Genomic DNA, 24,891 nt, shown 5'->3' on the forward strand with positions numbered 1-24,891 from the left:
AATTTATAATTCAAAATTAATATGTTTGCGTAAGTTTTACCAGAATTATAAATTAGTGCTACTATACCACCCACAAAACACCAATAGTATTAACTTCAAAACCTTATACCTTGTCGGGAATATTATTTTCCAAACAAAAGTTTTAATAACAAGAAAAGTATACCAAACAAAACACTCAATCCTGGAGAAGGATTGAGTGTTTTAACTGATTGTTTGGTTTGATTGATGTGTATAAAAGCATAAACTTTTATAATACACCAAATTAATCCCAAATTGCATTGGGAGTTGTTAGCGTTTTGTTAAATTAAGCTTATCATTTGTTAATTAACAGGTTTAACATTTTTTAAAATGAAGTTATTCAGCTAGTAATTCCTTTATAAAACCTTTAAAATCCTCCTTAAATTCAATATACTTCTCCCCCGTTGCTGGTCCATTAAAGCCAGTATGTATTTTTCTCACTTTACCCGCTTTGTCTAGAAAAATAGTTGTAGGATAAGACAATACATGATTTAACATAGGTAGTTTCTCTTGCGCTTTTACTTTACTCGAAGATCCATATTGCGCCAATAGAACTGGATATGAGATATCTGTATTTTCTTTTAATCGCCTTATATTTTCAAAGGCTTTTTCTTTGGATTTTACATACTCAAAGGCTAAAGCAATAATTTCAACATCATCATTAGTATTATTGTTGTAAAAATTGGAATAAAATCGGCTTTCGTCCAGACAATTAGGACACCATGTACCCATAATTTGAACGAGTACGACTTTATTTTTAAACTGCTCATCATGTAGCGACACCATATTACCATTTTCATCAGGAAAAGAAAATTCCATCTTATCATAGCCATCTTTTAAAAACGTAAGTGAATCGGCATCTGGCAATTCATAATTTTCATTACGTTTTGCTGTGAATGGCTCTTTCCAATGATTTCCAGAATAAAACATACCATGCATTACACTATCGCTAACTTCAGCAGTAAATAAAAACGCATGCGCCCCATCAAACGTAGAAAGTTTTAATTGGTTACCATTCAAAACGCCTTCTAAATACCGGTAATCGCCCGTTGTGGTTCTAAAAGTTCCTGTAACTATATTGTCATATTGCTTAAAAATACCTTTGGCCACATAAACATCTTCTTGAGAATTTGGACTAAATACTGTTTCCCAATTTCCCGAGATATTATATCTAGTCCCGCTTTCGTCAATTTCAAACCTAGAATCGTTTTTTTTTGCATAAAATGGTACAACCCTATCTAATTCTGGTTGCACAAAATTACCTTTTAATGCGCCATCGTCAATTTTTGCAGCTATAAATCCCTCAAAAACTGGAGTTTGAATATATACCGAATCGTTTTCATACTTTACATTATTTACTGCGATAACCTCCTCTGCATTAAATATTTTCAATTCATTGTCAGACATCACCTCAAAAACAAATGGCAAATTCAAGGTTTCATCCACTTTTAATTCCGCCCTGTACTTACCAGTTTTCAATGTAACTACCTCGTGTTCCTTTTTACATCCAAATACTAACACAAACGCTATAATAAAAAACTTTGCCTTCATAAATTACCAGAATCGATTTTTGAAATTTGAAGCAAGATACACAACTGCTTTCAGACTTTTATTTTTGACATACAAAATAGTATGCATTGTTTGAATACTAACCTCAAAAAATTATCTTTGTGAGCTCTAATAGGATAATGATTTATGAAGATTTCATACAACTGGTTAAAGCAATTTATTGATATTGATTGGTCACCAGAACAAACCAGCGAATTACTTACAGATTTAGGACTTGAAGTTGAAGGATTAGAAAAGTTTCAGTCTATAAAAGGTGGACTTGAAGGCGTAGTAGTTGGCAAGGTTTTAACATGCAACAAACATCCAAATGCAGACAAATTAAAGGTAACCACTGTTGATGTAGGTGATGCAGTACCATTACAAATAGTATGTGGCGCACCGAATGTTGCCGCTGGACAAAAGGTACCTGTTGCTACTATTGGTACTACTTTATATACTGAAGAAGGTGAGGCATGGACCATTAAAAAAGGTAAAATTAGAGGTGAAGAAAGCCATGGTATGATTTGTGCCGAAGATGAACTTGGTTTGGGAACTTCACATGATGGTATCATGATTTTAGACGAATCTATTAAAGTTGGAACACCTGCTGCCACTATTTTTAAAATTGAAAATGATACTGTTTTTGAAATAGGCTTAACACCAAATAGAGCGGACGCCATGAGTCATTATGGTACAGCACGCGATTTAAAAGCGGGATTATTACAAAAAGAGATTAAGGTAGAGCTAATAACACCTTCTGTTAGTGCATTTAACGTTGAAAATAGAACATTAAAGATTGATGTTGATGTTATTGATAAGGAGTTAGCACCACGATATTGCGGGGTTACCATTTCTGGAATTAAAGTTGCTGAATCTCCAGAGTGGTTAAAACACCGTTTGCAAGCCATAGGCTTAAGCCCGATAAATAATGTAGTAGATGTTACCAATTACGTTCTACATGAACTCGGGCAGCCTTTACACGCTTTTGATGCTAGTAAAATTGAAGGTGATAAAATTGAGGTTAAAACATTAAAAAAAGGAACAAAGTTTATCACACTTGATGGTGTTGAACGCGAGCTGCATGAAGAAGACCTTATGATTTGTGATGCCGAAAAACCGATGTGTATCGCTGGTGTATTTGGCGGGATTGATTCTGGTGTTACCGAAAAAACTCGAAGTATTTTTCTTGAAAGTGCGTATTTTAATCCTGTTAGCGTTAGAAAAACAGCGAAACGCCATGGTTTAAATACAGACGCCTCTTTTCGTTTTGAGCGCGGAATTGACCCCAAGATTACGGAATACGCTTTAAAGCGTGCAGCCCTGTTAATCCAAGAATTGGCTGGCGGTGACATCACAAGTGATATTATTGATGTTTACCCTAAGAAAATTGAAGATTTTCAAGTTCGCTTGAGCTTTGAAAATGCCAAAAAAATTATTGGCGAAGAAATCCCAAAAGAAACCATTAAAAGCATTCTTACATCTCTAGACATAAAAGTGAATAATGTTACTGAAACTGGATTAGGTTTAACTGTTCCTGCTTTTAGAAATGACGTGCAACGAGAAGCTGATATTATTGAAGAAATTCTTCGTGTTTATGGTTATAACAACATTAGTATTTCTGAAAAGTTGAATGCTTCTATTTCCAGTATGTCCCGTTTTGAAGATTTTAAAATACAGAATACTATTGGTGATCAGTTGGCAGGACAAGGCTTTTTTGAAATATTATCAAACTCTTTAACTACGCCTAACTATGCCGCTTTAAGTGAGCAACTCAAAGAAACGCACAATATAGAAATGCTAAATCCGCTAAGCAATGATTTATCGGTGTTAAGACAATCCTTGGTGTTTTCTGGACTTGAAGCTATCTCCTACAACAGCAATAGAAAACGCCAAGACTTAAAGTTATTTGAATTTGGTAAAACCTATCACAAGTATTCTGAAGAAAACGTTGAAAGCAAGCATCTTACGCTGTTTGCGTCTGGAAGCCAAAGTTTAGAGCGATGGAATGCCAATACGAACCAAAAAAATGATTTTTTCTTTTTAAAAGGTATTGTTGTTGCTATTCTTGAACGCTTAGGTATTACTAGATTTAACGAAACACCTATTAAAAATGATGTGTTCAGTGAAGGTGTTTCCCTTAGTTTGGGCAAAATGAACCTAGTTGACTTTGGTCTGGTAACGAAAAGCATATTAAAACATTTTGATATTTCCCAGGAAGTGGTTTGTGCCGATTTTAATTGGGATACTATTCTTGATATGGTGAAACGTAACAAGATTACGTTTAAGCCCATACCTAAATATCCTGAGGTACGTCGCGATTTTGCTTTGTTATTAGATGATAGTATAACGTTTGAATCTATTTATAAAATTGCGAAACAAACTGAAAAGCAATTACTAAAGCAAGTAAATTTATTTGACGTTTATCAAGGCAAAAATCTGCCTGCTGGAAAAAAGAGTTACGCTGTTAGTTTTACGCTTCAAGATGAAAACAAAACACTTAATGATAAGCAGATTGACAAGATTATGAATAAACTTCAATCTAATTTTGAAAAGCAACTTGGTGCGGAGTTGCGCTAAATTATAGAAAAAAATCAAAAAGCCAGCGTGTGCTGGCTTTTTTAATCTTTAAAATATTGCGCTTTCTACAATCTTTTTAATGTTAACTTTCCACTAGCTTTCGCACTTACAACCAAACCTCCAGTAATATCGGAAGTATAGTCTCCCTCAAAAGAGTCTGTAGACTCATTATAAACCCCTGTATAATTTAAATCTCTATAAGTAAACTGCCAGCCGCTGGTTTGAGCACTTATAATCTTAATTGTTAAAGTGTTTCCATCTAATGACCATTCGTTTATTGTAGGTGTATCAGAATTACCGATTCTTTGAGTATTCCAATCCATTATACCGCATAAATCAACATTAGTACACCCTAAACTACTTTCAATAAAAACAAAATTCCTAGTGTTTTCATGAAACGAACATCCACAACAATAGCTACCTAATTTATCACAATTACTCACATTCCACGTAGGGCTCCAATCTCCAGACATGTCCAGCACCCCCTCCTGAATCCCTTGTCCTTTTATTTCAATTTTATTATTTATATCATCTACGTCGTTACTTATGACTAGAATATCATCATAGTTTCCAACCTCGGTTGGATTGAAAGTAATTTCTATCTGCTTCTGGACGAACGGATTTAATACCCCTCCATTAACCCAACCTGTTGCTGTATAACCATTCGGTAAAACTACAGGGTCTACATTTATACTCTTATTTAAATTATGATTGCTTATTGTTAAAACTCTCGTTGGAGGTGTTTCTGGATTTATAAGTACATCCCCAAAATCTAAATTACCCTCAAGGGTAATTTTATCATCTGTACCAAAACCAACAACTTCTATTTGGTTGTTAATATTATCTACGTTATTGTTAAACGTAATAGTTCCTGTATAGTCTTTAACTTCAGTTGGCTTAAAAACGACTAGCAAACTTTCAGAATCATATGCTGCAATAGGTTTTATTTGCCATAGAGAAGAAAAACCATCAGGAAAATCAATAGATGTAATATTAAGGATTTCACTTGATTTATTTTCAATCACTATGGTTTGTCCTTTCTCCTCATTAATTTTCACTTCTCCAAAATCTGTATTGCCATAAATATCAACGGTTTTTGTAGGTTCTAGTCCCACTGCAACTTCCGCTACGGCTTCGTAATCAAAAGCTGGTTTTATAAGAATTTCAGAAGGTTTTTCTCCCATAACGAGTTTTACCTCAATTTTACCTTCGGTATTTGTGTTTATGTAACCGTTAATATCGTAGTTGTTTTGAGAAATATCTGCATCACCTTCTGTAACCTCTGGCAAAAATTTTAGGTTTACGGCTTTTATCCATTTTTCATCCTTCTTTACCGCAGAGCTTAAAACACCTCTAGTAATATCATAACTTACTTCTAACTCTTCGAAAGTTTTAAAGTACGAAAATACTTCCTCTGGGTCACCTTCAAATTTCAACTCAGATTCGTCCTTACCAGTTAAATTTCCAAAAGATAATCCATTGCTATAGTTTCTTTGTTCTTCTAGATATATTTTCGAACCCATAAAGTCTCTAAGCATTAAAGCTAAGGTTGAAACATCCTCTATAGTACTTAAGCGCTTGGAAATTCCATCAGTAAGAATCTTAAGATATTTACTCGCGGTTCCTGAATAGCAAGATACAAAGATCTCGTCGGCATTACTTCCAAGGTTTATAATATCGCTTATCAATTCACCAGAATTCGGCACACTTTGTTTAAAAATTAATTTAGTGACATATAGGTTAATTTCATCCTGCAACTTTATAAATGAATTCAAGCATGTTGGCTTTGATTTTATAGTTTTAGCAGAAATTGGAATGATATAACCCAACAAATTTGCACTTACAAACAATTTATTTCTCGCTCTTACATAATCATAAAGTGGGTCATCTGAACTACCTACTAAGTTTCCATTTGAAATTGCAATTTTATAACTGCCATCCTTACTGAATGTAGATGATTCCACCTTAATGTCATTATTATCGGTAAATACTTCGTTAAATGCCCAAGAAATAAAAGAAATAGGTGAAAACACCAAACTCTTCGTCTCCAATAGTTTAGGCTCTAGAAGATATTCGTAAGTAGTCGTGTTTTGAATACTTACACCAACTGCAGCATAAAGAGGGAATTGATTTTCCCAAGATACCTTGCCTTCTCTATCAAAAGTGAATTTATAAGTACCGTTCTCTTTTCTGGTTTTGCTAGTATCCGCATCATGAGACGCTTTAATATCTACGGTGATATTTCGAACCATTGAGTTGAAAGATTGGTTATTAAGCGGCGACTTATTTAAATTCAATTCTGAAACTAACAGTTGCTTTATTTTTAAATAGTCGTCATGAGCCTTAATTTCTTCAAGAATAAACTCAAAATCGTAACCTTGAATAGCAAGTTCTGGATAGGTTAAAAAATAAAACAGTAAAATATCATCAATTTCTGCTTTATTAGATTTTAGGGTATGCGGAAAGTATCCCATTAATATTTCATCGTTTTCTAAAAGTAAAACAGGTAAGTCCTCAATATCATTTGGCGTGTAAGGATTTTTGAATATACCGTCTGATGTAATTGCAACTGTAGTGTCAATAGTTATTCCAGTAACACCCGTATAATCAATATCATCAAGCCCTTCAATACTAATTTTAATCTCATCAGGTGCTGGTTCTTTAATAAAAAAAGCTGGATCTAGAGGCTCAACATTATTATGACATGCGAAAAGTAGGATTAAGAAAGTAGAGTATAATATTTTCTTCATAAGGTAAGTATTGATTGTTAATAGCACCTTTAATATATGAATTCGTTTCCGCCAAACACATACTTATTACTGGGGATTTCTACCAAACGTTCGTTTTTCTAGTTAAAATGAAATTAAAAAGTTATTTTCTTAAGGAAATATGTGCAAAACAAGGCTTTAGCTAATTTTACATTCCATGTAATTGAATCTAATTGATTTGATTATTTTTGAGCATATGAAATCAATGTCCATTTTAAAAACTGCTGTTTTACGTAAATTAATACTATGTATTTTTACTGTAGGTATAACTGCACAATCTCAAACAACTAAAGATTCTTTAGTTAAAAATGAGAGTACCGTATTAGAGCTTTTAAAATACGACACCAAACAAACCATAAAAAGTGTAGGGCACAGTTTTATACAACCGCTGCGATGGAAAGGAAAAGATTTTGGAAAACTTGGCGGACTTATTGCCGGAACTTTGGCATTATCTAGTTTAGACAATGAGACCCATAGATTCTTTGCAAGAAATAAAGAGGATTTCCCTAAAGGCATAAGAGATTTTGGTTGGTATTTTGGTAGTCCCCAAAATTATTTTATTGCAAATGCCAGTTTATATGGTTTTGGACTATTTACCAAAAATGAAAAAGTAAGAAAAACGAGTGTATTAATCATTTCTTCTTCTATAACAAATGGTGTTATTAATAGCATCCTTAAAAAGGGCGTTGGTAGAGCAAGACCTAACAGCGGATATGCATTTAATGATTTTGAGCCTTTTTCGTCCGAGGCGGGTTTCCATTCATTTCCATCGGGACATACCGCACTATCTATTACCATGTCTCATGCTATTGCAAAACAATTTTCCAATACATGGGTTAAGGCAGGTATATACAGTATTGGGGCCATTGCTCCTATTTCCAGATTAGTTGATGGTGCCCATTGGTTAACAGATATCGCTTTTTCTGCTGCAATAAGTATCATTGTTGTAGATAGTATCGATAAATTTCTCTTTAACTCCAACGTATACGATTATACAAAGTCACCAAAAAAGATCTCTTGGAATTTTAGTTTTTCGGCTAATCAAATTGGTTTTACAGGTACGTTTTAAACTTGCTAATCTCACTTATTTTACATAACTTTAAATAAAACATTTAGTTATGTCAAACTATATCAAAGTTTTTGAAGGTAGCTTCGTTCAGGTACAACATATATTTCAATCTCTTGAAGCCCAAAATATATCAGCTATTATTAAAGACGAAGCTGAATCGGGGCGAATAGCTGGTTTCGGTGGCGCTATTCACGACTTTCAAGAAATTCATGTGCATAAAGATGAAATTAAAGAAGCTACTAAAATTGTAGCGCATTTAATTTCTGAAATGGAAGCCTAAACTAAGCCGTAACCGCATACATTTTTTCGCGTAACTCCTTAATTTTAGCATCTTGCATATACTCATCAAAAGTTGTATATCGGTCTATAATGCCATTCGGTGTTAACTCAATAACCCTATTCGCCACAGTTTGCGCAAACTCATGATCGTGAGTGGTAAACAGTACTGTGCCCTTAAAGTTTTTTAGTGAATTATTAAATGCTGTAATACTTTCTAAATCTAAATGGTTTGTTGGTTCATCTAACATTAAAACGTTAGCTCTCACCATCATCATTCTACTTAGCATACAACGCACCTTTTCTCCTCCTGAAAGTACATTACATTTTTTAAGGGCTTCCTCCCCACTAAAAATCATTTTCCCTAAAAAACCACGAATATAAACCTCTTCGCGCTCTTCTTCAGTTTGTGCCCATTGGCGTAACCAATCTACCAAAGATAGGTCGCTTTGAAAATACTCACTATTATCCAGCGGTAAATAGGACTGTGTTGTAGTAACACCCCAAGCAAATTTTCCTGAGTCGGCCTTTTCTTTTCCATTAATAATCTGATAAAACGCAGTTGTGGCCCTAGAATCCCTAGAAAACACCACTACTTTATCGCCTTTGGCTAAATTTAAATCAATATTATTAAATAGCACATCGCCATCTAGTGAAGCCGACAATCCTTCTATGTTTAAAATTTGGTCTCCTGCTTCGCGGTCTCTTTCAAAAATAATGGCAGGGTAACGGCGACTAGATGGTTTAATATCAGATATATTTAACTTATCTATCATCTTTTTTCTACTGGTAGCTTGTTTACTTTTTGCTACGTTAGCAGAAAAACGTCGAATAAACTCTTCCAATTCCTTCTTTTTCTCCTCTGCCTTTTTATTCTGTTGTGCACGTTGTTTTGCAGCTAATTGGGAAGACTCATACCAAAATGTATAATTACCCGAATAGTGGGTGATTTTTCCAAAATCTATATCGGATATATGTGTACAAACCGCATCTAGGAAATGACGGTCGTGCGATACCACAATTACACAATTCTCGTAATTTGCTAAGAAAGACTCTAACCACGTAATAGTTTCATAATCCAAATCATTAGTAGGCTCATCCATAATTAAGACATCAGGATTTCCAAACAATGCTTGAGCTAGAAGTACTCTCACCTTTTGCTTACCATCCAAATCTGCCATTAATGTAAAATGTAAATCTTCCTTTATACCCAGGTTTGATAGTAAGGCAGCTGCATCGCTTTCTGCATTCCAACCATTCATCTCTTCAAACTGCACCTGTAATTCGCCAATGCGTTCCGCATTTTCATCAGAATAATCGGCATACAACGCATCAATCTCTGATTTAATTTTAAATAGAGGTTTGTTACCCATTAAAACGGTTTCTAGAACATTGTGCTCATCGTACAAATTATGGTTCTGCTCTAGTACAGACATGCGCTTACCAGTTTCCAACGAAACATGTCCAGAAGTTGGCTCTTGCTTACCAGAAAGTATTCTTAAAAATGTAGATTTTCCAGAACCGTTGGCTCCAATAATACCATAGCAATTACCATTGTTAAATGTGGTATTTACTTCATCGAACAAAATACGCTTACCAAATTGTACAGAAAGGTTTGAAACTGATAACATAACCTAGTTTTAAAATTTTTGCAAAAGTAAAAAATATAAGCGTTACCTAAAGCATATTAGATTTAATTTTTAATGTCTATTAAAGGTCCTTTCAACATTTAACAGCGCATTAACAGCGTATTATACCTGCAAAATTTATTTTTGTATCGACAAACAATAATGTTTGCGTTTTCGAGGAGGGATATATGAAATTATATATATACATCGTATGTATTGTTCTCACGCTTGTTAGTTGCGGTAAAGACTCATGCAAGTATGCTGTTATTGGAGGAGAAATCATCAATAGGAATACAGATTATGTAGTTCTTTTTGACTCTAATAAGGTAATAGATACTGTTAAACTTGATGGCAACAGCAGGTTTTCTTATAAAATAGAGAATTTAACCCCGGGATTCTACACCTTTAAACATGGTGGCGAGATACAAATGGTTTTGCTAGAACCGGCAGACAGTGTCATGTTTCGCCTAAATACATTGGATTTTGATGAGTCGCTAGTTTATACCGGTAATGGTGCAAAGAAAAACAATTACTTAATTAACGATTTTCTGCAAAGTGAAAAAGAAGAAAAGGAAGTCTTTAAGTTATGTCAACTAAAACCTAATGATTTTGAGAGGCAAATAGATTCCATTAGAGCTAGAAAAAATAAAAATTTACAGGCTTTTAAAGAAAAACATAACACTTCGATGCTTTTCAACAAAATAGCTCAAGCAAATATAGATTACGATTATTACTCTAGTAAGGAAGTTTATCCATTTGTCCATTATGGTCGTAATAAGAAGAAAATAATCGACGCTATACCTGATGACTTTTATGATTACAGAAAAGACATTAACTATAACGATGATTTCTTTAAGGATTATTTTAATTACACCTCGTTCTTAAAGCGCAGCTTCAACAACATTGCTCTGGAGACTCATTTGGAACATGCCAAAACACCTTATAGAATATGGACTAATGTTTGCTATAATTTAGATAGAATGGCAGCTATAGATAGTTTGGTGCACAATCCTAGTATAAAAAATGAACTTTTATACCATTATGGCATGATCTTTCTTTCTAAAAACAAGAAGATTGAAGATAACCAAAAGGTGATTGATTATTTTTTAACTAAAAGTACCAATGAAAAAAACAACCAGTTAATTTTAGATTACAGTACATCTATTAATAAATTAAAACCTGGGGAACGCTTTCCTAGTGTTTTGGTACGAAATTTAGAAAATGATTTAATAGATATAAATGATGTCATCAATAAACCTACTGTTGTGTATTTTTGGTCTCATTTGTATAAAGGTTACTTCGAAGATAGCCACAGACGCGTTAAGGAACTTATAAAAAAATATCCTGAAGTAGAGTTCATTTCAGTTAACATAGACGATTATAGTAAAGATCGCTGGGTTTCTACAGTAAAAAACAAAAAACAGGCATTACAGCACGAATATATCTTTGAAGTTCCAAAAACATCCATGCAACAACTAGCGGTTTATCCACTAACAAAAGTAATTTTAGTAAGTAAGGATAATAAAATAGTTAATGGTCATTCGAATATGTTTGTTAATGGTTTTGAAGAAGAACTTTTGGGTTTATTAAATCATTAAACTGACAAATTTTCACTTTTTTCTGAAGTTTAATATTGGAATGTTTTTTGAGAACCATTAGATGATTTTATAGTTTAATCTTAAATATTTTAAATTATGGAACATCCATCTGTAAAAGTTAATTTTATTGGCAAAGAAGGAAACAAGTACCTCATTAAGTTTCCCGATTTAAAAATTCCTGTTTCAGTGAACAAAAACTTGTACGTAAAAATGTTAAATAGTGATATGTACGAGTTTATGAATTTACCCAAACAATATTCTAGAGTAAATTCGGCATAGTTTTTAATATTTTACAAGCAAAGATTAAATGTACAAGGTTGCCTTATAACTTGAAGGCAACCTTTGTGTTTTATTATGGCGTATTTCATATATCTTTGTGCTAATATTATTATCATGAGAATAGATATCATTACTGTTTTACCAGAATTGTTGAAAAGCCCTTTTGAAGCTTCTATACTAAAGCGTGCTATTGAAGCTAATTTGGTAGAAATTCACTTCCACAATTTAAGAGATTATACAACCGATAATTACAAATCGATTGACGACACTCAGTTTGGTGGTGGTGCAGGTATGGTAATGATGGTAGAGCCCATACATAAATGTATAAACAAGTTAACATCAGAGCGTGACTATGGAGAGATTATATATATGACACCAGACGGTGAAACGCTCAATCAAGGAATTGCAAATCAAATTTCAATTAAAGAAAACATCATTATACTTTGCGGACATTATAAAGGTGTGGATCAGCGTGTAAGAGACCATTTAATAACCCGTGAAATTTCTATTGGAGATTACGTGCTTTCTGGTGGCGAATTAGCCGCTGCAGTGCTGTGCGATGCTGTTATTAGACTAATTCCAGGAGTTTTAGGTAATGAAACCTCTGCCCTAACCGATTCTTTTCAAGATAACTTATTGGCACCGCCTATTTATACGAAGCCTAGGGAATATAATGGATGGAAAGTACCCGAACTATTGTTTAGCGGTAACTTACCAAAAATTGAGGAATGGCGCGAAGAACAAGCCTATAAACGCACAAAGGAGCGTCGCCCTGATTTGTTAGAAGATTAGCCAAAACATTGAAATAAAAAAAACATAAGAACTTTAGAGTCCTTATGTTTTTTAATATAAATCAGGCTATTAAAGCTATCCTTTTAACCACGCCTTTCTTAATGCAACTTGGGCATCGGTAGCGTTATCTTTTTCAATTAAACCTTCTCCAGTGGTATAACCCTGTGTGGTCGTTGTTTTTATTACAATTTCTTCACCGTTTCTATCTAAAACCACTTCTATGTCTTTTCCTGGTTTCCACATAAATACCTCTTGTAGCACTTGGTTTGCATTCATTAATGTTAATTCTGTACCATTTATAGATTTTATCACATCATTAGGTTGTGCACCTTGCTCCTCCCAAAAGCTGTTTTCTAGAACTGCGTCCGTAAAGAATATGGTTCCTTTTTGACCATCTCCGCTTACTATTGGACCATTATTCATCATAATGTAATTGGCCTTAAGTTTAGTTTCACCAATTTCTAAGCCCACTTTTTCAAAAAACTCATTATAGTTAATTGGTAAATCTCCAACAACATGTGTATTTAAAAACTCCCCAACCGAGGGATAAGTCATTGTAGTAATTTCAGCTATAAGCTTATCATCATCAAACGGTTTGTTTTTACCATATTTATTTGATAATTCTTTCATTAAAGACAAAATACCACGGTTTCCGTTACTCTCCTCACGCATTAAAATATCAATGCACATACCTATTAAAGCTCCTTTTTGATATACGTTAATGTACTCTTTCTTGTAAGGGTCTTTCAACACGTTTTCGCTCATAATGGTAAAACTCATAGCATCATTATAACGCTTTGATGTTTGGATTTTGTCCATTATTTTATTGTAAAAATCTACTTTTTCAACCAATCCTTGGTCAACTTGAAATAATGTAGCGAAGTATTCTGTTACCCCTTCATACATCCAAAGGTGTTTTGAAAATGTAGGCGTATTATAATCAAAATAATGTACGTCTTCAGAATGTACACTTAATGGTGTAACAATATGAAAAAATTCATGGGACACTACATCAACCATACTTTCAGCCAGTGCATCCTTATCCATTACTTCTGGTAAAACTACCACTGTAGACGTGTGGTGTTCTAAAGCTCCAAAACCTTTTGGCGAATCTTCTTTTCCTTCTGACAAATACAAATAAATATCATAACGCGTTGTGGCATTAATATCTCCCAAATACGCTTTTTGTGCTTTCATCATCTTATAAACTGTCTCTTTTAAAGATGCCGCAGTATGAACATTATTTGGAGAGTAAACACTTAATACTATTTTAATATCACCAACTTGAAATTCCTCTACATCTAGATTACCGTACATCATGGGGTTGTCCGTAATATCAAAATAACGTGATGCAGCGTAACTCGTTGTTATAAGTTTACCATCTTCACTTGTACGGGATGCTAAATTTTGTAACGCTGAAGTACGCACAAAATCAGCAGGAGCAGTAACATCAAGTTTATATTGATTGTTTTTAAGCGTATCAAAATAACCAATAAAACCATGCAAATTTAACACATAGTTCTCTGGCTCTATGTTAGTGCCAGAGGGAGAAAACGGCTGCTCGCCACCAATACCACCTTTTGACTCAATATCGTAAGTGTCGTTAACATAATAGGTAAGCTTGTCTAAGGCTTTTGCGTTTGCAATAGTCCACGTATTTTCATCGGTTTTAGTTACTGGCATTTCGTTACCATTATAATCAATAGCCTTAAAATCCTCAACATACTTTCCAAAATTACTTACAGCGTATGTACCTTGAACAACTCTGGGCAATCTGTAGGTAACCGTTTCAACAGTAAATCGACCTGGGTTTATAGTAACTGGCGCCTTATCGTCCTCAACTTTAGACAAATCTATGTGAGAATCTATCGGCAAATTAACTGCCAAATCGTTTGCATTATTCTTTCCTGCTCCGCAGCTAAAAAGCATTAAACCTAAACAAGCCGATACTGCAAAAACTCTAATATTCATTCTTTATTTTTTTAAATTTTTCATGACTTCAAAAATAAGAGGATACAAGCGCTTGTTTTCATAAGGTTATGTTAAAAGATACTACATACACTCAACAGCGGGTCTTTAGTGTTTTTTATTTGCTTTGAGTATATTCGCCCAATGGAACAGCCTTTGGTTAGCATACTAACACCATTTAAAAACACAGAGCGATTTTTAGATGAATGTTTGGGCTCTATTTTACAACAAACCTATACACATTGGGAATTGCTCATTATAGATGACCATTCTTCCGATGGAAGTTATAATTTGGTTGAAAATTTTGCAAAAAACGACTCTAGAATTAAATTGCTAAGCAATGATGGCCGCGGTATTATTGATGCGCTTAGACTTGCTTACAAGCAAAGTTCCGGCCAATTGATTACCAGGATGGACAGTGACGATATAATGCTACCAAATAAGCTGGAGATTTTGGTAAATAGCTTAAAAGGTTATGGAAAAAAACACGTAGCTGTTGGGTTAGTGGAATATTTTAATGCTAACGGTGTTGGCGCTGGCTATAAAAGTTATGAGCTGTGGTTGAACAAATTGACGAAAACTGGTGATAATTACAATGAAATTTATAAGGAATGTGTGATTCCTTCACCTTGTTGGATGATTTATAGAGAAGATTTAGATACTTGTGGTGCTTTTAACTCCAATGTATATCCCGAAGATTATGATTTAACATTTAGGTTTTACAAACATGGTTTTAAATGTATTCCTTGCGATAAGATTATTCACAAATGGCGGGATTACAGCACCAGAACATCACGTACGCACGAACACTATGCACAAAACCACTTTACCACACTAAAAGTGCAACATTTTTTGGATATTGATTACAACAGCTCTAAAACTCTAGTAATTTGGGGTGCTGGCACAAAAGGAAAACTTATGGCGAACCTGTTTTTAGAACGCCATATTCCCTTTAAATGGATTTGCGATAACCCTAACAAAATTGGAAAAGATATTTACGGAAAACAACTATTGAATTTTGATGCACTTGCAACGATTAGCAACCCGCAAAGCTTAATAACCGTTGCTAATAAACAAGCACAAAAAGAAATTAGGGTTTATTTAGATAATTTAAATTTAAAGCCCTTTAAAGACTATATTTTCTTTTGTTAAGTTATTACTAGGAATAAAAAAAATTACGTAGGTTTGATAAACTAAAAACATAAATGCAGTTTAAATATCCTGAACTTCTTTACGCTTTATTTTTACTGGTAATTCCCATAATTGTTCATTTATTTCAGCTTCGTAAATTTAAAAAAGTGCCTTTTACCAATGTGGCTTTTTTAAAAAATGTAGCTATACAAACACGTAAAAGTTCACAGCTAAAAAAATGGTTAACATTAATTACAAGATTACTGCTTTTTGCTGCTATTATTTTTGCATTTACTCAACCCTATTTCTCAAAAAATAATACGCTTAACAAAAAGACAGAGACCGTTATTTTCTTAGATAATTCATTTAGCATGCAAGCTAAAGGAGAAAAAGGTGTACTACTAAAACGCGCTTTACAGGATATTATAGCAAATACACCTGAAAATGAGAATATCTCTATTCTTACCAATTCACAAACTTTTAAGAACACCACGTTAAGTGCTATAAAAAATAGTATGTTGCAGCTTGATTATGCTTCAAATAGTATGTTGTACAAAACGGCTTTGCTTAAAAGTAAAAATCTTTTCAGTAAAGAGGCAAACACTCTAAAAAATTTAATTTATATCTCTGATTTTCAACAGAAAAAAGACCTTTTTAATCCAGAAAATGATTCTGCCGTAAACTATTATGCTGTAAAATTAAATCCGGTCAGCACGCAGAACACTGCTATAGATTCAGCATATATTTCAAACTCAAATCCTACAAAATTAGAACTATCAGTAGTATTAAAAAATAGTGGAAACCCGATTGAAAACCTGCCCGTTTCACTTTTAAACAACAACAATCTTATAGCAAAAACCTCAACAAAGATTGAAGATAAGGCAACAGTTAGCTTTGATTTGCCTGCAAATGAGATTATAAACGGAACGCTAACAATTAACGATACCCATTTGCAGTTTGACAATACACTATACTTTAATATAAATGCCAGTGATAAAATAAACGTTTTGGCTATAAGTAGCGTTGACACGGATTTTTTAAAACGTATTTATACCAATGATGAGTTTCAATTTAGTAGTTATACACTAAACACCTTAGACTATAATCGCATTAACGACCAAGATTTAATTATACTCAACGAGTTAGAGACTATCCCAAATGCGTTAAGTACAGTTTTAAAATCATTTACATCTAATGGTGGTACTGTTTTGATAATACCTTCTAATAATACCATTATTACTTCGTACAATACGCTACTGTCCAATTACAGATTAGGTTTTCAGGCAAAAATTTCTAACGAAAAACGAGTTACAACAATAAATTATAGCCATCCGCTGTACAACAATGGCGTTTTTGAAAAGCGTATCACCAATTTTCAGTATCCAAAAGTAAATTCATTTTTTAATTTAAGTTCCAAAGCATTTACTTCTATTCTTTCTTTTGAAGATAACAAACCTTTTTTAACAGGTAATGCAAACTTGTATCTTTTTACCGCAGCACTAAGCAGTACAAATTCAAATTTTAAAAGTTCACCGTTAATTGTGCCAACACTTTATAATATTGCGAAAAACAGCTATAAAGTGCCCAATTTGTACTATAACATTGGGGCTTCCAATAGCTTTGAAGTTAAGACTAACTTACAACAAGATGGCGTGTTAACCTTAAAACATGAACGCGAAAACATTATACCAAAACAGCAGGTTTTTAATAATAAAGTGATTGTAACTACCGGTGATATTCCCGTTAATGCCGGCATCTTTAATGTGATGAACGGTGAAACTCCAATAAAAAACGTGAGTTACAATTTTAATAGAGATGAGAGCGATTTAACTTACCAGAATCTAGATAATTTAACTGGAATAACAGTAAGTAATTCTGTGGCTGAGTTGTTCAGCACATTAAAAAGTGAGGGCAAAGTTAATGCCTTGTGGAAATGGTTTGTTATTTTTGCATTAATTCTGTTGCTAACGGAAATGCTCATCTTAAAATATTTTAAATGAACATACTTATAAAATCTGCTACAATTCTTGATTCTAAAAGTGATTTTCATAACACTACCCAAGATATTTTAGTTGAAGGCGGATTAATTACCAAAATTGGTTCCAACCTTAAAAACCCTAAAAAACACAAAGAAGTTTCATTCGACAATCTACATATTTCCTCGGGCTGGTTTGATAGCAGTGTCGCCTTTGGAGAACCAGGGTTTGAAGAGCGTGAAACCATAGATAATGGTATTAAAACCGCAGCCTTATCTGGTTTTACTTCTGTAGCTTTAAACCCTAATACCCATCCAATAATCGATACGAGTTCCGATGTGTCTTTCGTAAAATCAAAAGCTTCAAACAAGGCGGTTAAGGTATTACCTATTGGAGCGCTTACCAAAGGAAGTGAAAGTACCGATCTAGCAGAATTGTTTGATATGAAAAACGCTGGAGCTGTTGCATTTTATGACTATAAGAAACCTTTATCAAACCCCAATCTCTTAAAAATTGCACTGCAATATGCCAGTAACTTTAACGGGCTAGTGTGTTCTTTTCCTCAAGAAAACAAGATTTCTGGAAACGGTGTAATGAACGAAAACGTTACCAGCACATCCTTGGGCTTAAAAGGCAACCCCGCTTTAGCGGAAGAACTGCAGGTAGCCAGAGATTTATTTTTATTGGAATACACAGGCGGTAAGTTGCATATACCTACTATTTCAACGGCTAAAAGTGTTGCTTTAATTCGCGAGGCCAAAGCTAAAAAACTAGATGTAAGTTGTAGTGTAGCTATCCATAACCTTTACTTTACAGACGAACGTTTGACAGACTTTGATACTGATTTTAAGGTAAAACCACCTTTACGCACACAAGATGATATTGATGCTTTAGTTGAAGGTGTTAAAGATGGTACTATCGATATGGTAACAAGCGATCATAACCCATTAGATATTGAGTTGAAAAAGGTAGAGTTTGACCATGCAGCTTATGGTACTATTGGTTTAGAAAGCGCATTTGGTGCTTTACAACAAAAATTCACCTTGAAGAAAACCATTGACATCCTTACAAAAGGAAAACAACGGTTTGGGATATTAGAAACATCGATAGCAATTGGGGAGAAAATTAATGCCACGCTTTTTAACCCGAATTCAAAATATACATTTACAGAAGAGCACATATATTCTAAATCAAAAAATGCCATTTTTAAAAATCAAACCTTAAAAGGAAATGTTTATGGCATTATAGCAAACAATACTGTAGTTTTAAAATAAGATGACACAACAAGATATTCAAGAAGGTAAAGGTTTATCCATTGTGAGTTATTTGGGTATTATAGGCATCATTATTGCCTATTTTATGAACAATGATAAGAAGAATCCATTTATAAGCTTCAACGTTAGACAATCGTTAGGCTTATGGATTATGTTCCATTTATTTGCATTTGTAGCGAGTTCTTTTGACAGCTGGATGATTACTTCATCATTTTATCTGTGTTTTACTATACTCGTTGTATATGCCTTGATAAATGTAGTTAGTGGAAAAACCCAATCTGTGCCTTTAGTAGGCGACTTTTTTCAAAGAATTTTTTCAAACGTAGGTTAATCAATATGCTAAATACATCCTTATCTCTTGATTTTGTTGTAAAACCTTCTACTTTAAAAACGAATGCTCCTTTGATCATCATGTTACATGGCTATGGCAGTGATGAAAACGATTTATTTTCTTTTGCGAGCGAACTTCCTGAAGAGTTATTAATTATTTCTGCTAGAGCACCTTACAGTATGCAACCCTTCGGAAACGCATGGTATGCTATTAATTTTGATGCTGAAAAAGGTAAATGGAATGATAACGAGCAAGCACAATCGTCAGTAGAGTTAATTGCTAAATTTATTGACGAAGTTTCCAATGTTTATGCCATTAATAAAAATAGTGTCACGCTTTTAGGCTTTAGCCAAGGAAGTATTTTAAGTTATGCCGTAGCCTTAACCTATCCTGAAAAAGTTAAAAATATTGTAGCACTTAGCGGTTATGTAAATAAAGATATATTACCAGAAAATTTAGATGATAAAGATTATTCGCATTTAGATTTTTATTGCTCTCATGGAAGTGTAGATCAGGTAATCCCGCCTGATTGGGCAAGAGAAACCCAGCCTTTTTTAAACTCACTAAACATAAAAAACACCTATTCTGAATTTCCTGTAGGCCACGGTGTAGCACCACAAAACTTTTATGAGTTTAAAGAATGGCTGAACAACCGTATATAAAAAAAGGTTTAGCATATGCTAAACCTTTTTTTAATTTATGCATGCAGTAATTAACTATTCACCACCAATCTAAATCCTTCGCCGTGAATATTTAATATCTCTACTTTTTCATCAGGTTTTAAATATTTACGCAATTTGGCAATATATACATCCATACTTCTAGATGTAAAGTAATTATCGTCTCTCCAAATTTTAGTTAAGGCCAATTCACGAGGCATCAAATCGTTTTCGTGTAATGCCAGCAAACGCAATAACTCATTTTCCTTTGGAGATAATTTAACTGGTTCTCCTCCATCGAAACGTAAAAAACGTAGTTTTGAGTTTAAGTGAAAACGACCTATTTCAAATTCAAATTGCTTACTGTCCGCAATCGTTTCAGTAGCTTTACGTTGCATAATTGCCTTAATTTTCATGAGAAGTACCTCACTATCAAAAGGCTTATTCAAATAATCGTCTGCACCAACTTTATATCCCTTAAGTACGTCTTCTTTCATAGCCTTAGCAGTTAAGAATACAATAGGAACATCTGTATTTTTTTCGCGAATTTCTTTCGCTAAAGTAAACCCATCTTTATAAGGCATCATCACGTCTAAAATACATAAATCGTAATCGTCTTTTTTAAATTTTTCAAAACCTTCCATACCATTTTTGGCATGTACTACATCATAATCGTTCATCATTAAATAATCCCTAAGTACCGTCCCAAAATTTGGGTCATCTTCAACTAATAAAATTTTCTTGTTTTGTTCTTCCATAATTTTTATGATATTAAGGGAAGTCTTACTGTAAAAGTACTTCCTTTACCTTTTTCACTTTCTACTGACACGAAGCCCTGGTGGTCATCAACAATACGCTTTACATAAGCCAAACCTAAACCATGGCCTTTAACGTTGTGTATATCTCCTGTATGTTCTCTATAAAATTTTTCGAAAACACGTTTGGCAGCCGCTTTACTCATACCGCTACCTTGATCTTTAATTTTTAATAAAACATTAGTACCCACATTTTCAGTATACACATCTATTTTTGGAGCTTCTGGTGAGTACTTTATAGCATTATCCAGAATATTTACAATTACATTTGTAAAATGCGTATCATTAGCTAAAACAGAGGTTTGTTCCGCTTCTAAATGTGTTTTAATGTAACCCTTTCTGTCCTCAACAATCAATTCCACATGGGTTACAGCATCTTCTACTAAGTCGTGCAAATCTACCCTGTCCTTACTAATATTTAATTCATTCTTTTCTAGTTTAGATATTCTTAATACGTTTTCAACCTGTGCATGCATGCGCTTATTCTCTTCTCTTATCATTCTAAGATAACGTAATACTTTATCTCTATCGTCAATAATTTTAGGATTTTTAATAGCATCTAAAGCTAAATTAATGGTAGCTATAGGTGTTTTAAACTCATGGGTCATATTATTAATAAAATCCGTTTTTATTTGCGAAATCTTCCGTTGTTTTATTAATTGGAACAAGGCACTAGAATATGCAATGATTATAATAGACGTAAATACGATTGATAATAAAACCATTCCTAATATTGTAGAAAAGATAAACTTATTATCTCCTGGAAAATTAACCAACAACTTATAATTACTCTGATTGTTTTCATCATAAAAAATTGGAATACTATACGTTGATGTCTCGGTTTTTTCAAAACCATCACTATACACCTTAGTAGCTAGGTCCCTACTATAAATAGCAAACTCAAAATCTATTTCTATTCCGTTTTGTTGTAGTTTTGAAAACAATAAATCTGCAACTTCGTCTTTTGAAACCCTTTTGTGAACAGGTATTGTCTTTGCATAAGCTTTAAAATTCTTATTAAAAGAATTTCGTTCAGCTTCTTTTAAAACACCACTATTCACAATTTTTAAAATAGGTGATTTATTAACGTCTTTATCTGAAAAACCAGATCCATCAATAACCTGCATCTCAGAATTACTAATAATACGTGTAATATCAATACTATCTAAACCAATGTCAAAGAGCGATGAAGATAACTTATAGTTTTCTTCTAAAACATCACTTTTATAAATAAGCATGTCTTTTGTGCTATTGTTTCTTTGATAAATAAATAATTGAGAAACAGCAGCAGAATCTTTTTTCTTTTCACTATCTAACTCCTGAAAACGCTCAAAATAATTATCAAGTTCGTTTTGTTCAATCGCATTAGAAACATAACTTAGAGCACTTTTTACATTGAATTTAAAACGTGCTTTTTCATTTTCGTAAGCATCATTAATGAAATATGCTTGAACAAAAATTATTCCTACAAGCGATAGACTCATTAAAACAATCGATAGAACGAATACTTTTTTGCTCATTACCCAAAATTAACATTTTAACATTTAGCCAACTTATCATTTAACCTTACATTAACAAAAATGTTAAAATTAAAGTATTATGCTATCTTTTTAAGAATTTGTGCATGTACCTTTTTCACCTGAAGCTCTGTGTTTTCTAAGGTTTTATTCACTATCACAAAATCAGAAAGCTTAAGCTTTTCACTATCACTCCATTGGTTTTTCATAACGGCTTCTATCTTTTCTTTTGAAGTAGTTTCACGCTTTAAAAGGCGCTTAATTCTAAGTGCTTTAGGCGCAGTTACAGTAATTACATAATCGCACTTTTTATGGCCTCCATTCTCAAATAAAATAGCAACTTCCTTAATAACGTATGGCGCATGTTGTTTCTTCAACCATTTTTCAAAATGTCGTGCTACTCTTGGATGCACAATAGTATTCATCTGTTCTAAATAGGTTTTATCATTAAAAATGATATCAGCCAAAAAAGGTCTGTTAAGTTTATCATCAACATAGGCATTTTCACCAAAAAGCGCTATTAGTTTTCGTTTGATAACCTTCGAACGATTCATCAGTTTTTTAGCTTCGTCATCAGCAATGTAAACTGGAATACCCAAAGCTTGAAATACTTTCGCTACAGTGGTTTTTCCACTACCAATTCCTCCTGTTAAGCCAACTACTGTCATTTTAAAATAATAAACTCTATGTGTTTTTGGTTTAGTTTTATATTCTTAACACCTTTGGGGCTTTTTGTAATTTCTGGTATAAGTACCGATTGATTTTCAGTTAATTTATTGTAATCGCACTTCACTTTAAAATCACTTGGAGCTATGTTATTAAAGTTTTCTAAACTCGTGTAATACGTAACCTTTACCTCTTTAGGAAAGTATTTAATTGAAATATCTTCTGGTAAGTTTACTATTTGTATCGGTATTGTAACCGTACCTTCAGTAAACTTTCCAACTTTAGCGGTAAAATTTACTTCTTCAAATGAAAATATTAGGTCTCCATTGTGCTTATTCACCTCTAATTTTGTTACCATCGTTATATCTGCCTTAACATCATTTATAACTATAGGTTGAGTTTTTACTGAGTGTATATTCTGAACCAACTCGTGTGGCCCCACTACAGTTATTGAGTCTGGCATAACCTCATAATTATTTACAACATCAAAACCGGGCGCAAAAGAAATAGCCGCATCTATACTTACAGGCACTTTTTTCACCAAATTAGTATCAAAATTAAAAAGAAGTGTATCTGGCGTAATATTTAAAAGTATAACCTCATTCTGAAAAGGTTTCTTTTCATTTAAATAAGATACCGATTTCGCATACACAAAAGTATTGTTCTTTTTATACACCTCATTAGAAAAATCTATACTCACTTTAGGTTTTGAAAAATAATATTTCAACCATTTAAAGCCATGTGTTTTAAGTGTTATAGCTAGTTTATGGCTAGAATCATTTAAGATAATCTTATCCTGCGGTACATTTAATTTTTCAACATTGAAGCTTATGGTATTGGTGTAATCTTTTGAAAGTTTTGTGAAAATTAAGATTACGAATGCTGAAAACAGAAATAGCAAAAACACATTAAGACGTTTATTCTTAATGGAAGTCAATAATTCCGATTTCAGTTTTTTTATCATTTTAGTTTGAAGAATAATTTAGGAAAATAAGTTTCAGGATCTTTCTTTTGAAAACTAATAGCAAACGTGGATTCTAAAAAACCGGTCCCATATCCAAAAAACTGTACGCCTATAGCCCACACTGCCATAATTGCAACTTTTAAGCTTTTTGTAGTATAAAGCGCCGATAAAAAAGCCATAACAAAATATAACCCATATAAACCCAATAACCAAGTAAAACCACATAAGGCAAGTATTATAGACACATCAAAACCTATGATAAATAGGCTTGGAAACCAATATGTTAATTTCTTAGTACTTGGATGCCATTTATTTAAAATAGGACGCACCAAACCAAACTTGCGTACTTGTTGTTGAAATTTCCGCCACGAAATACGTCGTTTGTGATATACAATAGCATCGGGTATTAATTTTGTTTTAAAGCCCAAATTCAAAAGTCGAATAGATAAATCTGGGTCTTCCCCCGGATGAATCCTACCAAAACCCTTAGATGCCTCAAACGCTTTTTTTGAAATTCCCATATTGAAACTTCTTGGTTGAAATTTATCTACAGCGTTTTTGTTTCCTCTAATACCTCCCGTGGTAATAAAGGAGGTCATCGCAAAGTTAATCGCCTTTTGTAAATCTGTAAAAGACTCATGAGCGGCGTCGGGACCTCCAAAACAATCCACATATTCTGTTTTTAAGCTTTTATCTACCTCATCTAGATAATTAGTAGGCATAATGACATCACTATCCAAAATAATAAAGTAATTGCCTTTAGCGTGCTGCATACCATAGTTTCTAGAATCACCTGGACCAGTATTCTCTTTAAAAAAATAGGATATATCTAAATCAGATGTATATTTTTCAACAACTTCTTTAGAAGTTTCAGTAGAACCATCTTCAACAATTACAATTTCATACTCTAATTTAGTTTCCATGGCCTTAAAACTTGCCAATAACTCTTCTACTTCATCAGGACGATTGTACACAGGGATAATAAATGAATACTGTAATTGCATAAAACAAAAGTAACAAAAAAGCCACCGTTTTAA

Annotated in this window: 20 protein-coding genes; 11 read left to right on the forward strand and 9 right to left on the reverse strand. The window is 33.3% G+C overall.

The annotated features are described in order from the left end of the window. Nucleotides 1-354 precede the first annotated feature (354 nt). The gene (locus tag BMY39_RS13275; protein WP_092580503.1) at nucleotides 355-1,569 is read right to left on the reverse strand and encodes a peroxiredoxin family protein; all 1,215 of its coding nucleotides are present in this window, start codon (nucleotides 1,567-1,569) and stop codon (nucleotides 355-357) included. Nucleotides 1,570-1,713: 144 nt separating this feature from the next. Here BMY39_RS13275 and pheT point away from each other — a divergent pair, with 144 nt between their 5' ends. Then, the gene (pheT, locus tag BMY39_RS13280; RefSeq protein WP_092580505.1) at nucleotides 1,714-4,143 is read left to right on the forward strand and encodes a phenylalanine--tRNA ligase subunit beta; all 2,430 of its coding nucleotides are present in this window, start codon (nucleotides 1,714-1,716) and stop codon (nucleotides 4,141-4,143) included. A gap of 65 nt (nucleotides 4,144-4,208) precedes the next feature. On the opposite strand, the gene BMY39_RS13285 is transcribed toward pheT, so the two are convergent. Next, on the reverse strand, nucleotides 4,209-6,893 hold the full coding sequence (locus BMY39_RS13285; protein ID WP_092580507.1) for a choice-of-anchor D domain-containing protein: 2,685 nt from the start codon (nucleotides 6,891-6,893) through the stop codon (nucleotides 4,209-4,211). A gap of 223 nt (nucleotides 6,894-7,116) precedes the next feature. Between BMY39_RS13285 and BMY39_RS13290 the strand changes: the two genes are divergently transcribed. Both BMY39_RS13290 and BMY39_RS13295 read left to right on the forward strand, forming a co-directional pair. Next, the gene (locus BMY39_RS13290) at nucleotides 7,117-7,980 is read left to right on the forward strand and encodes a phosphatase PAP2 family protein (protein ID WP_177176607.1); all 864 of its coding nucleotides are present in this window, start codon (nucleotides 7,117-7,119) and stop codon (nucleotides 7,978-7,980) included. 49 nt (nucleotides 7,981-8,029) lie between these two features. Next, nucleotides 8,030-8,260 (forward strand): putative signal transducing protein, encoded by a 231-nt coding sequence (locus BMY39_RS13295; protein ID WP_092580511.1) that lies wholly within the window; start codon nucleotides 8,030-8,032, stop codon nucleotides 8,258-8,260. A 1-nt stretch (nucleotide 8,261) separates the two neighbouring features. Here BMY39_RS13295 and BMY39_RS13300 read toward each other — a convergent pair whose 3' ends face one another. Then, nucleotides 8,262-9,887 (reverse strand): ABC-F family ATP-binding cassette domain-containing protein, encoded by a 1,626-nt coding sequence (locus tag BMY39_RS13300; RefSeq protein WP_092580513.1) that lies wholly within the window; start codon nucleotides 9,885-9,887, stop codon nucleotides 8,262-8,264. A 185-nt stretch (nucleotides 9,888-10,072) separates the two neighbouring features. Between BMY39_RS13300 and BMY39_RS13305 the strand changes: the two genes are divergently transcribed. The 3 genes from BMY39_RS13305 to trmD all read left to right on the forward strand — a co-directional run bounded on the left by BMY39_RS13305 (nucleotide 10,073) and on the right by trmD (nucleotide 12,553). Next, nucleotides 10,073-11,482 (forward strand): TlpA family protein disulfide reductase, encoded by a 1,410-nt coding sequence (locus tag BMY39_RS13305; RefSeq protein ID WP_092580515.1) that lies wholly within the window; start codon nucleotides 10,073-10,075, stop codon nucleotides 11,480-11,482. Between the two features lie 96 nt (nucleotides 11,483-11,578). Continuing rightward, the gene (locus BMY39_RS13310; RefSeq protein ID WP_092580518.1) at nucleotides 11,579-11,761 is read left to right on the forward strand and encodes a hypothetical protein; all 183 of its coding nucleotides are present in this window, start codon (nucleotides 11,579-11,581) and stop codon (nucleotides 11,759-11,761) included. A 114-nt stretch (nucleotides 11,762-11,875) separates the two neighbouring features. Next, nucleotides 11,876-12,553, forward strand: a complete 678-nt coding sequence (gene trmD / locus BMY39_RS13315) for a tRNA (guanosine(37)-N1)-methyltransferase TrmD (protein WP_092580520.1) — start codon at nucleotides 11,876-11,878, stop codon at nucleotides 12,551-12,553. Between the two features lie 75 nt (nucleotides 12,554-12,628). On the opposite strand, the gene BMY39_RS13320 is transcribed toward trmD, so the two are convergent. After that, nucleotides 12,629-14,524, reverse strand: a complete 1,896-nt coding sequence (locus BMY39_RS13320; RefSeq protein ID WP_092580522.1) for a M61 family metallopeptidase — start codon at nucleotides 14,522-14,524, stop codon at nucleotides 12,629-12,631. 141 nt (nucleotides 14,525-14,665) lie between these two features. Here BMY39_RS13320 and BMY39_RS13325 point away from each other — a divergent pair, with 141 nt between their 5' ends. The 5 genes from BMY39_RS13325 to BMY39_RS13345 are packed head-to-tail and all read left to right on the forward strand — an operon-like array spanning nucleotide 14,666 to nucleotide 19,895. Beyond that, a complete protein-coding gene (locus BMY39_RS13325; RefSeq protein ID WP_092580524.1) occupies nucleotides 14,666-15,673 on the forward strand; it encodes a glycosyltransferase family 2 protein in 1,008 nt (335 codons plus the stop codon). Nucleotides 15,674-15,726: 53 nt separating this feature from the next. Further along, nucleotides 15,727-17,652 carry a BatA domain-containing protein gene (locus tag BMY39_RS13330; RefSeq protein WP_092580526.1) on the forward strand — a complete coding sequence of 642 codons (1,926 nt, stop codon included), beginning with the start codon at nucleotides 15,727-15,729 and terminating at the stop codon, nucleotides 17,650-17,652. Beyond that, nucleotides 17,649-18,902 (forward strand): dihydroorotase, encoded by a 1,254-nt coding sequence (locus tag BMY39_RS13335; RefSeq protein ID WP_092580528.1) that lies wholly within the window; start codon nucleotides 17,649-17,651, stop codon nucleotides 18,900-18,902. Before BMY39_RS13330 ends, BMY39_RS13335 begins: the two co-directional genes overlap by 4 nt. Nucleotide 18,903: 1 nt before the next feature. Then, nucleotides 18,904-19,233: a hypothetical protein gene (locus BMY39_RS13340; RefSeq protein ID WP_092580530.1), complete on the forward strand. Its 330-nt coding sequence runs from the start codon at nucleotides 18,904-18,906 to the stop codon at nucleotides 19,231-19,233. Nucleotides 19,234-19,238: 5 nt separating this feature from the next. Next, nucleotides 19,239-19,895 carry an alpha/beta hydrolase gene (locus BMY39_RS13345; protein ID WP_092580532.1) on the forward strand — a complete coding sequence of 219 codons (657 nt, stop codon included), beginning with the start codon at nucleotides 19,239-19,241 and terminating at the stop codon, nucleotides 19,893-19,895. A gap of 50 nt (nucleotides 19,896-19,945) precedes the next feature. On the opposite strand, the gene BMY39_RS13350 is transcribed toward BMY39_RS13345, so the two are convergent. The 5 genes from BMY39_RS13350 to BMY39_RS13370 form a co-directional block, all read right to left on the reverse strand. Next, complete coding sequence (locus BMY39_RS13350; protein WP_092580534.1) at nucleotides 19,946-20,650, reverse strand: response regulator transcription factor; 705 nt, start codon at nucleotides 20,648-20,650, stop codon at nucleotides 19,946-19,948. A gap of 5 nt (nucleotides 20,651-20,655) precedes the next feature. Then, the gene (locus BMY39_RS13355; RefSeq protein WP_177176608.1) at nucleotides 20,656-22,227 is read right to left on the reverse strand and encodes a sensor histidine kinase; all 1,572 of its coding nucleotides are present in this window, start codon (nucleotides 22,225-22,227) and stop codon (nucleotides 20,656-20,658) included. A 77-nt stretch (nucleotides 22,228-22,304) separates the two neighbouring features. After that, nucleotides 22,305-22,892 carry a dephospho-CoA kinase gene (gene coaE, locus BMY39_RS13360; protein ID WP_092580536.1) on the reverse strand — a complete coding sequence of 196 codons (588 nt, stop codon included), beginning with the start codon at nucleotides 22,890-22,892 and terminating at the stop codon, nucleotides 22,305-22,307. Beyond that, a complete protein-coding gene (locus BMY39_RS13365) occupies nucleotides 22,889-23,854 on the reverse strand; it encodes a CdaR family protein (RefSeq protein WP_245738290.1) in 966 nt (321 codons plus the stop codon). The genes coaE and BMY39_RS13365 overlap by 4 nt, the downstream gene beginning before the upstream one ends. Next, complete coding sequence (locus BMY39_RS13370) at nucleotides 23,851-24,858, reverse strand: glycosyltransferase family 2 protein (RefSeq protein ID WP_092580538.1); 1,008 nt, start codon at nucleotides 24,856-24,858, stop codon at nucleotides 23,851-23,853. The genes BMY39_RS13365 and BMY39_RS13370 overlap by 4 nt, the downstream gene beginning before the upstream one ends. Nucleotides 24,859-24,891: the final 33 nt, after the last annotated feature.

Source organism: Hyunsoonleella jejuensis, assembly GCF_900111025.1.
Taxonomy (GTDB): domain Bacteria; phylum Bacteroidota; class Bacteroidia; order Flavobacteriales; family Flavobacteriaceae; genus Jejuia; species Jejuia jejuensis.